Raw genomic sequence first — 12,067 nt, forward strand, 5'->3', positions numbered from 1 at the left:
CGGTGCTCAGCGACCGGCGAGCAGCCGGTTCACCGCCGTGTCGACGTCCAGGTGCTCGGCCTCACGGCCGCGCGGGACGACGACGTACGTCCGTCGAAGGAAACGCACCAGGACGCTGCGCGGCACCTCGAAGAGGGCGTTGCCGTCCGGTGACGAGAGGGCCAGCGCGACGAAGTCACCGCGCGGTGTGGCCCAGGGCCAGACCCGCACATCCCCGATGCCGGCTGGCTCGTCCAGGCCGGTGACCAGCAGTTCGCGGGCAAAGGACCAGCTCACCGCCTCGCCGCCGGCAGATTCGGCGTGGAACAGGACATGGACCGCATACGGGTCAGCAGGGTCGTAACGCAGACTGGCACGCACCGGCAAGGCGGTGGCGTCAGGTGCGACGAGCCTTAGCGACGTCTCGACCTCTACGGTCGTCGGTCGGATGACACTCATGGACGTTCTCCCCCCGGCACCGCTGCGGAACGCGCGTGTCCCGCTTTTCCCATACTCAGGTGCTACTCCTGGCTACGCTCCGCCATACGCTGACTTCACCCAGTGGTGGGAAGGGGGACGGAAAGGCCGCGTGAATACGAGGATTCGCGTAGAATTTCCGGTTCTGCCCAGTGCGTGATCCCGCCCGGCATCGGGTGGTTCAGTCGTCGACTTACTCCGGTAACGTCCAGTCGGCCGTTGCAGTGACGGGCCCGAGCGACACTGGGGGGTGAAATGGTGACGAAGAGATCCTCTATGGATCCGTCGGCGGCGCCCGGCCCGCCGAACGTCGCGGTCCGAGCAGCCGAAAAGCGGGGGTACGCAGTGCCGATGGAGCAGCCCGAACGGGCCGGTCGGCCGGCCTCCGGTGCCGATCATCCGAGCGGCCGAGGTGCGGACCGGTCAGCTGTCGGCCCCGGCGGTGGCAGCACCGCCGTGCAGGACCCGCCACGCCGCCCCCGCTGGCGGGAGCGGATCACGGTGACGCTCGATCTCATCCGGGCCAACCCCACCGGCCGGATCGCGCTCAAGATCTTCATCGCGATCGCCGGGGCGCTCGTGGTGACCATCGGCATCGCTCTCATTCCCCTGCCCGGTCCAGGCTGGCTGCTGGTGATCGCCGGGCTGGGCATCTGGGCCGTCGAATACCACTGGGCGCGCCGGCTGCTCGGCTTCACCCGCCGACATGTCCACGGATGGACACAGTGGGTGACCCGACAATCACTGGCGGTGCGAATCGTGCTCGGCTCCGTCGGCCTCGTCTTCGTGGGCGCCGTGGTCTGGCTGTCCCTCAAGTACAGCCTCGGCATCGACGTGGTGGCCGAGGCGATGCACTACCTCGCGACGCACTGACCCCGGATTTCCGGTCCGGTTCCACGATCGGGTAGAGTCAGTGGCGCTGAGGGCGATTAGCTCAGTGGGAGAGCGCTTCGTTCACACCGAAGAGGTCGCTGGTTCGATACCAGCATCGCCCACCCTCTGTTTGTGCAGGTCAGAAGCTCGTTACCGAAGTAGTCGGTAACGAGCTTCGCCGTATGTGCCGCTTACATTGGGAGCAGATTGGGAGCAGCGGCTCTAGTTGGGCAGTCCCGCGGGCGGCGACCGGGCAGTCCGATGCCCCGATCGTTCGACCGCATCCGTCCAGATGCAAGCTCCGGCAGCATCATGAGGCTCCGACAAAAGCCTGCCCCACAGTCAGACAATCTGCGGTGCCCTGGCCGCCCCGCTGGGCGCCGTGAAGATGGCCAGTGCCGCCATAGTCAGGGGGCGGCGGCCCAGCGAGCGACGAATTCCACCTTCGCCGGGTGCCGCGCCGATGTCGACGAAAGTGCGCCGGGTTAGCGTGTGCGCGACGACCAAGGCGATGCCGCCAGTAGCAGGCCGGCGTCTGTCCCCGGCAAGGCGTCAAGCGTCCATTGTCGCCCAGCGTCTGTCGCATGCCTCGCCATCGATGATGGTGACTCGGTAGATGCCGGTGGCCCCAGGGTTGGCAAGGCAGCGATCGGCGATCTGGGTGCCGGATTGGTTCGGAGGCATGGCGAGGCCTGAGTCAGATCGTGGAAGCGGCCACCGCCTCAACATCACCGACATGGAGGTACAGAAGTGTGTCGGGTCGGGCATCGTCTCGGTGCTCCGACAGGTAGAGCTGCATCGGCTCGCGTGAGACGCATACGAACAGCGGAAAGCTGGGCTCAAAGCGGTGCTCCCACTGCTTGGCGAAGCCGAGCCGCGCGTACCAGGTCGCCGAGGCTTCAGCGTCCGCAGTGTGCAGGATGGGCGTGATCTTTTCGTCCATGCAGGCATCCTTGCAGACCGAAAACCGTTCCCCGTGGGGCGAAGATGCGCGCACACTAGCCGCCGGCAGTGCGCGCTGCGAGGGTGTGAGGATGCGCTCGCCGAGACGTCGGCGGGTACGCGCTCGCCCCAGGGCGGCTGACCGCCGTTCAGGCACCCTTGCAGCAGACCAGCGCGTGCTGGCGCCTGTCGGTCGCCCCCGTCATCACTTCCACACGGTCGCGTGGTTGCCGCCCGGTGTGTTCGTCCACCCGGCCAGCATTCCCCGATTGTTGAGTGCCATCACGGCGGCCGCCGGATCGCCGGTGACCATCCGGCGGTTGCGCAACAGGAAGGCTCGTCGTGGGTCGCCTGCGGTGGTGCCAGCGATCCAGCCTCGTTCGTTGATGCGGGCGTCATACCCGGGAAACTCGGTGCGGACACCCTGGTACCAATGGAAGACCCGGGCCGCCCCATCCGCCGAGTTGCTCCACCCGACGACCTGACCATGGTCGTTGATCGCGAGTGCCCCGCTGATGCCGGACGGCGTGCCAAGGTCGATCATCCGGCCACGCTGCCAGAGGAATGCGTGCTGGACGCCGTCCGCCGTGGTGCTCGTCCCAACGATCTGCCCGCGTTCGTTGATGTCGGCTGGCACCGTCTCGTTGCCGCCGAGGGTTCCCAGGTCGGTCAGAGTGCCCCGCTGCCACAGGAACGCCCGTTGTCCGTTGGACGAGTAGTGCACGCCGATCACCTGGCTGTGGTTGTTGATGCCGGTGGCGCTGCGGTCGCCGACGCCTCCCAGATCGGTCAGGACGCCGCGCCGCCAAAGGAAGGCGCGGGTCAGGCCACCACGGATGAACGTCTGATTGTCACCGACGACTTCGCCCTTGTCGTTCACCGCCAACGCGGTGCCCGTACCTCGTTCGTCGAGCGTGCCCAAGTCCCGCGGCCGGCCCTGCCGCCACAGGCACGGGCGTGCCGCGTGGACCGCGGACTGACAGAATCCGACGACCTCGCCGCGCTCGTTGACGTCCCGCGGAAGGCTGCCGTTGCCGCCGGGCAGCGGACGCAGCACCGTGTGTTTCCCGGCCTGCCAGAGGAATCCGAGCGGCGGTTGGATCTCTCCGTTGACCGTGTTCGTCGCGGTGACGATCACTTCACCGTGGCTGTTGATGTCCGACGCAGAACTCGACATCCATCCCGCCGGGTGGATGTTGACCGCTGTCGGCCTCCTCGGCCCGGACGCCCACGCCGGCGCCGCCGTCAGCAGCGGAAACGCAATGAGCAGCGCGCAAACTAGCCGTCCGATCAGACGGGACATGGGTTCTCCCAACCACACCGCAGGAATGACTGAGGGTCCGGGGTCGATTCACCATTTCACCCGTACTCCGGCCAAGGCAAGACAGAGGGGGCATGCAACCAGTATCTGATAGACGACCCCGTCCACCTGGCGTGGCTAACCAGGATTCGGTTTCGGTTGACCACCGAATCCTTTGCCTTACGAAGCACCAAGATCACGTTCACTGATCTGCCGCTGAAAGGCGCGGTGATCGTGGGCATGCTGCCCCGATCGACCGATGCGGCTGCGGGAGCCAGCGCTAGCGCCAACCGCAGCACTGGGCCGGCAGCTCAGGAGTGGTCGGCGGTCCGGCGCGAGCCCGGTCTAGGGGGAGCAGGCTGGGAGCAGCGGGGTGCCCTGAACAGCTTTGAAGTGCGCCCAATGGCATCGAACGGCGTTCAATTGCACCCACCCCTGCCTGCGGCTCCACGTTCTCGCAGGTCAGAGTGGGTGTGGCGTCCTGTCTCACCGCGGAATGCTCTGCGGTTTTGCACAGCGGTCGACAACTCTCTATGTTGCCTGGCTGGGGAGTGTGCGCAGGTCAAGGCGGTAAGGAGCCCTTGGTTGGCCGGGCCTTGCACCTGGGAGCAGATTGGGTGCAGGTTGGCAAAGTGGTCACCGCGTCCGAAGTGCTCACCGACGCAGGGCATAGACGAGGGCTCTGACCTGCGGTGATATAGGCGAGCGGTGCGCCGTGACCTTCCAGTGGAGACCTAAGTGGTCAGGGCTCGCTGCTTCTAGCATTGCTCGTGTCCCCGGTTGCGGGTCGCTGATCGTCACAGTGACAGGTCTGCTGTACATCGATGTCCGGTCGCGCACTCCCACCGTGCCGGACCATCAGCTGGTTCCATTAGCTGAGACACCGATCTCACTCGCGGCGCCGTGACCAGCGCATCCTCTGCGGTGACCTCTTCGGCGCGCCCGAAGGCGTCAGCGTTGGTGCCCTGTGGCGGCAGCAGAACGGTGTCCGCACTTGCCGATGCGCGTGTGTTCACGGTGAGAGCCGTCTCGTCCTGCGTTGTGGTTCGTCCGGGCACCGAAACGTGGTCGTGCCGTCCCACAGAGAGCGCCATCATTGCTCCGTGACCAGTTTCCCTGCGCAGGCGCGCCGCGTCCGCGACAGCACGCTCTCGCCGCAGCGCAGGCTCTACGCATTGCGGGAGTGCGCTCTGCACTGTGCCCCGTACGGATTCCGCGCCACCTGGCACCACCTGGTCGTCGCCGCCCGGTATCCCACGCAGTCTCACCGACGATCTCGACGCGCTCGTGCGTGCCGCTGACGAACTGCAGCGGACGCGCGACGTGGTCGTTCAGCGTGCGCAGGAGTACGCCGCTCTGCGGCGTCGAGAGAAGGCCACTAGCAGACGACTCCCACGGACGCCGCCACCTTGGAACTCGTGGGGCTGGTCCCGGATCGCCTACTGTCCCGACCCTGAGCACCACCCGACGGGACCTCTCGCCACGGTCGTCCAAGCGGTCCTCGATCGCCACGATGCCGGAATCAGCGTCGACAGGCACTGCCTGGCATGCGGCATCGAAAGGCGCCCGGGCCTCGCATGCCCGACCTGTGGCGTCCATCCGGACGGCCCCGCCGCACGTTGGCGTGCCTCCCCAGCCGAGGAACGCTGGACACGGGTTTGGCGCCGTGAGCTAGACGACCGGCCGACGCCGCTCGTCCCATGAGTTCGAGGTGCACGGATCTGTCGATAAGCGGATGTTCGCGGCGGCCGCGATGATCAAAGATGTTGGCCATGAGCCACGAGCACCACACCTTTCACAACCCTCCGTCGGCAACGCCCGCCGATGTGCGGAGGGCTCTCGACCGCAACGACATCGTCGGGGCTACGGATGCAATGGTCGGATGCGCGTTGTACGGCGACGGCGACTGGAAGGCGTCGCAGGAGCTCTACCTGACTCTGCTCGATCACCATGACCACCAGGTGCAGGCACTTGCAGCCACTTGCCTCGGGCACCTCGCGAGGGTCTACGGTCAACTCGACGAAGATCGGGTAGTACCCGCACTCCGCCACGTACGCGCCAGGCCTCACGTCAGGGGGACTGCCGGCAACGCTCTGGAGGACATTGAGGTCTTCTTGCATCCTCGGCGTGCGCGCTGGCGTGGGCGCCTGTGGCGACTTGTACGACCGTGGACCTGGTTCTAACGCAGTTCGGCGCAAAAAGTCTTCAGCAATCACGGACCCGGGTGCAGGCAGGACATTCAAGTTCACTGTTTGCCGCCGATCGGGTGTCACAGTTCGTCAGGAGCAGTCCGTGCAGCGAACACCAGGCCTTGCCGATGAGCGGGGTCCCATCGACGATCTGCTCGCCAGGCGCTGGCGATAACGGCGTGCCGCTGGAGCTAGATCCTCGGGATCGTGCGCGACACTGGGCTCGTGGATCAACGGCTGAAGGTGCTGTGGTCGCGGCTTCTGCACCTGCGTTCGAGCGCGGCGGCGTTGGCGGCGGCGTCCGGTGTCCTTGTTGTAGCGGAGCGGCACTCGCGTCTTGTTCGACTGGACCCGCAGAGCGGGGCGCCGTTATGGGAGCAGGAGGTTGAGGACTGCTGGGGCACTACCGTCGTCGCGGGGGACCGCTGTCTTTATCTGAGTCAGGCTGGTGTCCTGCATTGCTTCGACGTGCACAGCGGGCAGCGGACGTGGTCGACACCGAAGCTGCGCCTGCGCCACTACATCAGTGTGAGTGGATCCATCGTTTTTCTGGGCGGGTGGCGCGGCTACCGTCCGCTGATACGGGTGGATCTGACCAACGGCGAGCTTCTTCCGGGCCAGTTCCCGGGACCGGCGTCGGACAGCAGCTTGGCCTGGCCGCTGACCGTACGACTGGACCCGATGCCGGGCTGCACGGCCGACGCGGTCCTCATCGCGACTGCCAAACAGGCGGCACTGTTGCTGTTGGACGCTCGGACCGGCGTTGCGAGGGGTGAGTGGTCGCTGCCAGCGCCGGTGCACTTTCCCGATTCCGGCATCGCCTTCAGCGCCAGCGAAGACGGCCGTATCGTCTTTCTCAGCGGTAGGCGCACCGTCATGGCCCTGCATCCGGCCAGTGGCGGCATGGAGATCCTGTGGCGGCACGACCGTGACCTGCCATCGCTGCCCCTGCTCCTCACCGGTCGGACGCTGTGGCTGGCTGAAGACGCCGGGGTCACGATCATCGATCTCGACCGCAGTGCCCGTACCGAGGTGACGCACCTCCCGCCGGGTGCTACCAGTGAGGGTGTCCCCGTCTGCGGAGGTGCACTCTTCGCCCGCGCCGGTAACCAACTCATCATGGTGAACCGGGCCGGGGAAACCTTCGGTTGCGTGCGACTGCCGGCACGCATCGATCGGCTACTTGCCGACGGTCGATCCCTGGTACACGCCATCGGCAAAGGCCACCTCACCACGATCGACATCTCGACCACGCTGACGTGAGCACAGCTCCCGATCGGCATCCGGATTTGCCGCCACCCGTGCCTGGCACCCTCCGAACCATCACCCCTCGTGGGTGCGCCCAGGGCGGCATCAGTCCGGATCCCCGCATCGGACACCGACGCTTTCTATCTCCCCGCTGCGAACCAGTTCTCGGATCGCTCTGGTCATGGCCGACACGCCCGGTTCCGGCACGATCAGCTGGTCAACGGCCCAGAAGTAACTGCCGTTCGCGACTTCGCCGGTCTTCTTCCAACTCCCAAGCAGGCGGCGGACCTCGTCGACGGTGAAGATCGTCAGGGCCCAACTGGAGCCGTCAGGAAGATCGACGAAGGCATCCACGTTGGCTAGAGGCTCGTCGGTGTCCGTGTGGGGATTGAGAAGGATCCGTGCCACGAAGGTCGGTTCCGTGATGGTCACGTACGGATCGGTGTTGCCCATGAACGCCCATCATGCCGCACCGAAGTCGAACGTCATCGAGGGATTGTGCGTGCAGTGCGGTGTAGGTCCGGCGATGGTCGAGGCGGCTCCGGGATTCGGGCTTGTCAGGCCGTCAGGCAGGTGCCGAGGTGCTCCAGAGGCGAAGTGCTCGGTAGCGAAGCGGCTGGGAGAGTTCGCGCGAGTCCTTCATGTCGGCCAGTACGTCGCGCAGATCCCGGGTCGGCCAGCCGGCGTCCAACCAATCGAGTGCCAGTGTCGGCCAGTGCTTTCCCCATGCGGTGAGCGCGAACCGCACGAGGGCGGGAAGCGGCGTGTCGGCTAGCGACACGTCAGCCAACTCCGCACTGACGTCGCTCGGGGTGTGCTCCAGCAGTGGCAACAGCCACACCGGCCGGTCGGCGGCCGGGTAGACCAACTCGTCGGCAGCGCCATGGATTAGCCAAGTGCCGACACCATCCCGCACGAGGAGCAGGCCGTTGCTGATCCTTAACGTCAGATAGGGACCATCGCCGGCGGAGCTCATACCCAACACCCTGGTATGCCTTGGTATGGCGCGGCATCCGAGAAGACGGTCGGTTGTCACCGTCCTCGTCGGCGTTCTCCCGGGTGTCGATGCCGAAGTCGATGAGTCAGAAGCTGTTACTTGACGGCGTTCAGTTCGTGGGGGAGAGCCGGCCTGTCTCGTGGCCGTGGGCGTTGAGAAGCACGAGAACATTGCCGTCGAGACCGGCTCGTCTGGCCGTTGTGAGCCATTGGTCGATCGGTACGTTGTCGGCGCAGAACGCCAGCGTGGTTGGTCTTGCGGTGGCGAGCAGGGTGCCGCCGGCAGAGGTAACCCATCGGCCGGTCTGGTCGTTGCAGCCGTCGGATGCGTGCCACTCACCGTCTGTGGTGAACTCCAGGTAGGCCCCCTTGTGTCCGCTCTTGGGCGTCCAACGGCCCATCGGCTGGTGCTGGTCTGCGGGTACGAGCGTCGCCGGTAGTTCGACGGCTGGCGCCAGGGCCCGTCGAGCCTCGTCGGTGACCACCGGCGGTTCCAGCACGGATTCGGCCTTGTCGGGTTCGGGAGTCGGTGTCGCGCCGGGGATCAGCTGGACGACCACTTGCCCACGTCCGTCGAGAAGTACTGGCATACCCGCGCCGTCGAACTGGTAGGCGGTCACGCTCCGCAGCCACCCGGGTGTCTCTTGACTAGCCTTGGCGCAGCCAGGCGTGCCTTCGACGACGGCCGTGGAAGCCGACCAGATGTCGGCGAGGAAGACACCTTCATCGTTGGCCCGCCATGATCCGCCCAGGGTGCCGCAGCGGCTGCCGATCAAGTGCAGGTCACTGTCTGCGAGGCGCAGGATCTTGCCCGCGCCGGGGTCAGCAACGTCAACGAGCGTCCAGGAGCCGATCAGCATCTCCGGCGCTAAGGGCACCACAGCCCTCGTGGTGTCCGTGACCGGCGTTCTTGGGTCTGCTGCCTCCGGGTGGCCCTGCCTCGCGCATCCGCTGAACAGCACACCCATCACCACCATCGTCGCCAGGTGGCCCTGATGCGCCTTGCGGCATCTCATCCCTTGGTCTCCCAGCTCATCCAGGCACCGTCGGGCCGGGACCGGGCGCACTCGGCTAGCGACAGATGCTCTTCTTCTGTCAACGGCTGGTAGGAGCGTTGGATGCGCCCACGATCTTGTCGGACCGCGACCCACCGCACTGGCCGCCCCCGGAAAGAAGGGGCGAGCGAGCTGTCAACCCGCAGATTGCGCGGAGGTGCTGGGCGACGGCGCTGGGGTTCGCCGTCTGAGCGCTCGGCGGCCACCGGCCCGACAGTTCATCCAGACGGTGAGGGATGTACTGATCTAGTAGCCGCGATTTGCTAGTAGATGTAGTAGCCGCCGACGGAGGCCTGAAGCCAGTGAGCGGATCCTGCCAGGGTCTGGCGGCAACAGGTCAGGGTTCGGCACATCCGGCCGAACGGTTCAGAGCAACTCGAGGATGTTGCCTTCGTTGGACTCGCTGCCGTCTGGGCCGTGGCCTGGATGATCTCGACGATCATGTCGAACAGCGTCTGCCCATGGCCGTGCTGAGCCTGGCGCTTGCGGGGCGAGCGGCTTGCTCCGCCTACCGCTACGGCGCGGGGGCCGGGTAGCTGATCGCGGCGATGTCCTTGCTCAGGTCAGCGAGGGTGAGTTGCGGGTTCAGGGCTTGTATCACGGTGTCGGTGAGCGGCAGGTGAGCGACGATGTGCTCGACTGCGGCGCGGTTCAGCTCAATCTCGTAGTAGTCGCTGGCGAACTCCATGTAGTGATCGACGATGTCGTCGAGCATGATTTTGAGCATGCCGGAACCGTCCGGCCCGGTGTCGTCGTACGGCCCGCGCAGTGGTGGAAAGCTGATGCCGTCGCCAGCGTGCCAACGGTCGTCATCGGATAGTCGCCACAGCACTGCGGTCGCGATGAACTGCCCGTTCTCATCGCAGAAGGCGGGTTCACCCACCTGCGGGCGTAGCGCGGCGGGGATGCCGTCAAGCAGACCCGGCCACAACTCATGGTCCGGGCCACCGTAGGGCGAGATGGTCGACTCATGGTCAAAGACCCGGATGAACGCTCCGTCGGCGGTGAACACGACCGCCCACTCGTCACCACTTCCGTTGCTCATCAGCGCCGCCTCGTCCGGACCCCATGCTGAGGTGTAGGCGTAGTACGGTGCTCCACCATCGATGATGCGTTCCAGCACGGCCAACGCTTTACAGCGTTGCCGCAGCCGTCCGATGGTCGGCAATCTGGCGGCGATGTCGTACGCGGTCACCGGCTGACCCTACTGGCACCGCGGCGGCGCAGATCACCTGCATGATCCGGCTGCCGGTGGGCGGTGGGCGGTGGAGGATCATGTTGGGGATGGGCAGTGTCGTGGAGGTGCGGAGTCCGGTCGATGTTGCGCAGCTCCGCGCCCGGCTGGGGGATGCGGGTGTTGTCCAGTTCCAGGAGCCGCTCGCCGAGGCGGAGTATCGGTCGGTGGCCGCGCTCCTGGGGGATCATCCGATGGTTCCGCTTCGGGTCTACGGGTTCGATGACGACTTGGCGACGCTGCGGTTCCTGCGCTGGTTTCCACATGTTCGCCGGTTCAGCGTCGCGGGCCTGTGGCACCTGACCGATCTGGCCCCGTTGGATCAGTTGAGCGCTGAGGTGGAGTTCCTTGACATCGGCGAGACCCGGAAGCCTCTCGACCTCGCTCCTGTTGCCCAATTTCGTCGGCTTCGCCGGCTGAGGGTCGCCGAGCACCGGCGTGGGCTTCCCGAACTGCTGCACGCCAACCCGGGTCTGCGGGACCTGTCGCTGTGGCGGCTTCCCGTCGACCACGTCCTGCCCGTCATCGCCCTGCCACACCTTCAGGCCCTGGCGCTGACCCTCGGCTCGTTGACAAACAGCGAATGGCTCACCCATCTCCCCACACTCCGCTACCTGGCACTGCGCCAGGTTCGAAAGCTCAACGACCTCACCCCGGTGACACACCTGCCGGCATTGCAGTGGCTGTGGCTGGAAACGCTCACCGTCGACCGGCTTCCGGACTTCAGCTCCAGCATCATGCTGACGCGCGCCGAATGCCTCGGGATGCGTCATCTCCGCCATCCGGCAGCCCTCCAGGGCCTCGCCGCGGCACCACAGTTGCGGGAACTCCTGGTGGCAGCGCCGCATCTGCCAGTCGACGCGCTCGTTCCCTTCGTTGGTCACCCGACACTCGAACGCGCCGGGATCGTGCTGGGCAGCCAACAGCGCGACCGCGACGCCGATGACCTTCTGCGGCTGCCCGCACCGCGTCCGGACACGCAGTTCGCCGCGATGCACGGGCTGACCCGCATTTTGTAACCCAAGCTCCTGCAGATGGCGGCGGCGATCTGCGTCTGTGGGAGGCTTCGTCGCGGTGAAGGTTGATCAAGAGACACTGGACGCTGCGGCGGCGAATTCGAATTCTCCAGCGTGGAAACGAATCTGGAATGGACCGTCGCCTGATGGCACTTGGGATCTCCCAGAGCCTGCCGTCCTGCCCTGGCTGGCCCGGACCTGCTCGACATTCTCCCGGCGCGAACGGGTCGAGGTCCTGGCACTCGCGGGGGTGGTCGCACGGGCGGCCGACGCCGCGAGCCGCACGTTGTACGCCCAGGAGATCGCCACCTTACGGGCGCTCGCCTGTGATGGTCTGGCGGACGAGGCCTTTCACGACTTCACCTTCGTGGGTCCACAACGGGCAGTTCTCGGTTTGGACGGTGAGAAAGTCTGGAGCTCAGAACTGAGTCATATCAACGGCGGTGAGGCCGAACTGGAATGCCCAGCGTGCGAGAGCGAACTACTCCTCTGCCTGGAGCCTGGGGAATCCACCATCGAACCGGGCCTCTCCTCGGAGTTGGCCGAACGCTTGCATGCCGAGGCCGTGCAGGCGGGTCGTGAATTCGTGGCTACCTCCCTCACAAAGTTGTTCGGCCGTTTCACCTGTCCCGAGTGCCGTACCACGTTCAATATTGCCGATCAGGTGGCAAGCGGTTTAGCGGATCGAGACGGACGCGGAGTGCAACCCGACGGGCCGCGAGATCGGGGGGCTGCATGAGTCTCTGGGGGAGACGGAC

Annotated in this window: 11 protein-coding genes and 1 tRNA gene; 5 read left to right on the plus strand and 7 right to left on the minus strand. The window is 66.0% G+C overall.

Translation table 11 applies throughout. The features are described from left to right. Positions 1–6 precede the first annotated feature (6 nt). Entirely contained in the window at positions 7–438 is a 432-nt protein-coding gene (locus KBX46_RS17790; protein ID WP_007457244.1) for an SsgA family sporulation/cell division regulator, read from the minus strand. A gap of 273 nt (positions 439–711) precedes the next feature. Between KBX46_RS17790 and KBX46_RS17795 the strand changes: the two genes are divergently transcribed. Further along, complete coding sequence (locus KBX46_RS17795) at positions 712–1,329, plus strand: TIGR02611 family protein (RefSeq protein WP_247667739.1); 618 nt, start codon at positions 712–714, stop codon at positions 1,327–1,329. 50 nt (positions 1,330–1,379) lie between these two features. Next, a tRNA-Val gene (locus KBX46_RS17800) sits at positions 1,380–1,451 on the plus strand. 575 nt (positions 1,452–2,026) lie between these two features. On the opposite strand, the gene KBX46_RS17805 is transcribed toward KBX46_RS17800, so the two are convergent. Together KBX46_RS17805 and KBX46_RS17810 are read right to left on the minus strand one after the other, a co-directional pair. Then, entirely contained in the window at positions 2,027–2,272 is a 246-nt protein-coding gene (locus tag KBX46_RS17805; protein WP_210793311.1) for a glyoxalase superfamily protein, read from the minus strand. 204 nt (positions 2,273–2,476) lie between these two features. Continuing rightward, the gene (locus tag KBX46_RS17810) at positions 2,477–3,574 is read right to left on the minus strand and encodes a hypothetical protein (protein WP_210793312.1); all 1,098 of its coding nucleotides are present in this window, start codon (positions 3,572–3,574) and stop codon (positions 2,477–2,479) included. A gap of 2,411 nt (positions 3,575–5,985) precedes the next feature. Here KBX46_RS17810 and KBX46_RS17815 point away from each other — a divergent pair. Continuing rightward, a complete protein-coding gene (locus tag KBX46_RS17815; protein WP_210793313.1) occupies positions 5,986–7,023 on the plus strand; it encodes a PQQ-binding-like beta-propeller repeat protein in 1,038 nt (345 codons plus the stop codon). Between the two features lie 90 nt (positions 7,024–7,113). On the opposite strand, the gene KBX46_RS17820 is transcribed toward KBX46_RS17815, so the two are convergent. The 4 genes from KBX46_RS17820 to KBX46_RS17835 form a co-directional block, all read right to left on the minus strand. After that, the gene (locus tag KBX46_RS17820; RefSeq protein WP_210793314.1) at positions 7,114–7,461 is read right to left on the minus strand and encodes a hypothetical protein; all 348 of its coding nucleotides are present in this window, start codon (positions 7,459–7,461) and stop codon (positions 7,114–7,116) included. A 112-nt stretch (positions 7,462–7,573) separates the two neighbouring features. After that, positions 7,574–7,984 carry a hypothetical protein gene (locus KBX46_RS17825; RefSeq protein WP_210793315.1) on the minus strand — a complete coding sequence of 137 codons (411 nt, stop codon included), beginning with the start codon at positions 7,982–7,984 and terminating at the stop codon, positions 7,574–7,576. A gap of 130 nt (positions 7,985–8,114) precedes the next feature. Further along, positions 8,115–8,972: an META domain-containing protein gene (locus tag KBX46_RS17830; protein ID WP_210793316.1), complete on the minus strand. Its 858-nt coding sequence runs from the start codon at positions 8,970–8,972 to the stop codon at positions 8,115–8,117. A 601-nt stretch (positions 8,973–9,573) separates the two neighbouring features. Continuing rightward, positions 9,574–10,254 carry a hypothetical protein gene (locus tag KBX46_RS17835; RefSeq protein WP_210793317.1) on the minus strand — a complete coding sequence of 227 codons (681 nt, stop codon included), beginning with the start codon at positions 10,252–10,254 and terminating at the stop codon, positions 9,574–9,576. An 89-nt stretch (positions 10,255–10,343) separates the two neighbouring features. Between KBX46_RS17835 and KBX46_RS17840 the strand changes: the two genes are divergently transcribed. Continuing rightward, on the plus strand, positions 10,344–11,312 hold the full coding sequence (locus tag KBX46_RS17840) for a hypothetical protein (RefSeq protein ID WP_210793318.1): 969 nt from the start codon (positions 10,344–10,346) through the stop codon (positions 11,310–11,312). 55 nt (positions 11,313–11,367) lie between these two features. Continuing rightward, on the plus strand, positions 11,368–12,048 hold the full coding sequence (locus KBX46_RS17845; RefSeq protein WP_210793319.1) for a hypothetical protein: 681 nt from the start codon (positions 11,368–11,370) through the stop codon (positions 12,046–12,048). The last annotated feature ends 19 nt before the right edge of the window (positions 12,049–12,067 follow it).

This window comes from Micromonospora sp. C81 (assembly GCF_018070425.1).
Taxonomy (GTDB): Bacteria; Actinomycetota; Actinomycetes; order Mycobacteriales; family Micromonosporaceae; genus Micromonospora; species Micromonospora zamorensis.

What these genes read in the sequence shown, in the direction of transcription:
- KBX46_RS17820 (WP_210793314.1), bottom strand. Translation starts at nt 7,461, where the DNA reads ATGGGCAACACCGATCCGTACGTGACCATCACGGAACCGACCTTCGTG.
- KBX46_RS17840 (WP_210793318.1), top strand. Translation starts at nt 10,344, where the DNA reads ATGGGCAGTGTCGTGGAGGTGCGGAGTCCGGTCGATGTTGCGCAGCTC.
- KBX46_RS17810 (WP_210793312.1), bottom strand. Translation starts at nt 3,574, where the DNA reads ATGTCCCGTCTGATCGGACGGCTAGTTTGCGCGCTGCTCATTGCGTTT.
- KBX46_RS17795 (WP_247667739.1), top strand. Translation starts at nt 712, where the DNA reads ATGGTGACGAAGAGATCCTCTATGGATCCGTCGGCGGCGCCCGGCCCG.
- KBX46_RS17825 (WP_210793315.1), bottom strand. Translation starts at nt 7,984, where the DNA reads ATGAGCTCCGCCGGCGATGGTCCCTATCTGACGTTAAGGATCAGCAAC.
- KBX46_RS17805 (WP_210793311.1), bottom strand. Translation starts at nt 2,272, where the DNA reads ATGGACGAAAAGATCACGCCCATCCTGCACACTGCGGACGCTGAAGCC.
- KBX46_RS17830 (WP_210793316.1), bottom strand. Translation starts at nt 8,972, where the DNA reads ATGGGTGTGCTGTTCAGCGGATGCGCGAGGCAGGGCCACCCGGAGGCA.
- KBX46_RS17790 (WP_007457244.1), bottom strand. Translation starts at nt 438, where the DNA reads ATGAGTGTCATCCGACCGACGACCGTAGAGGTCGAGACGTCGCTAAGG.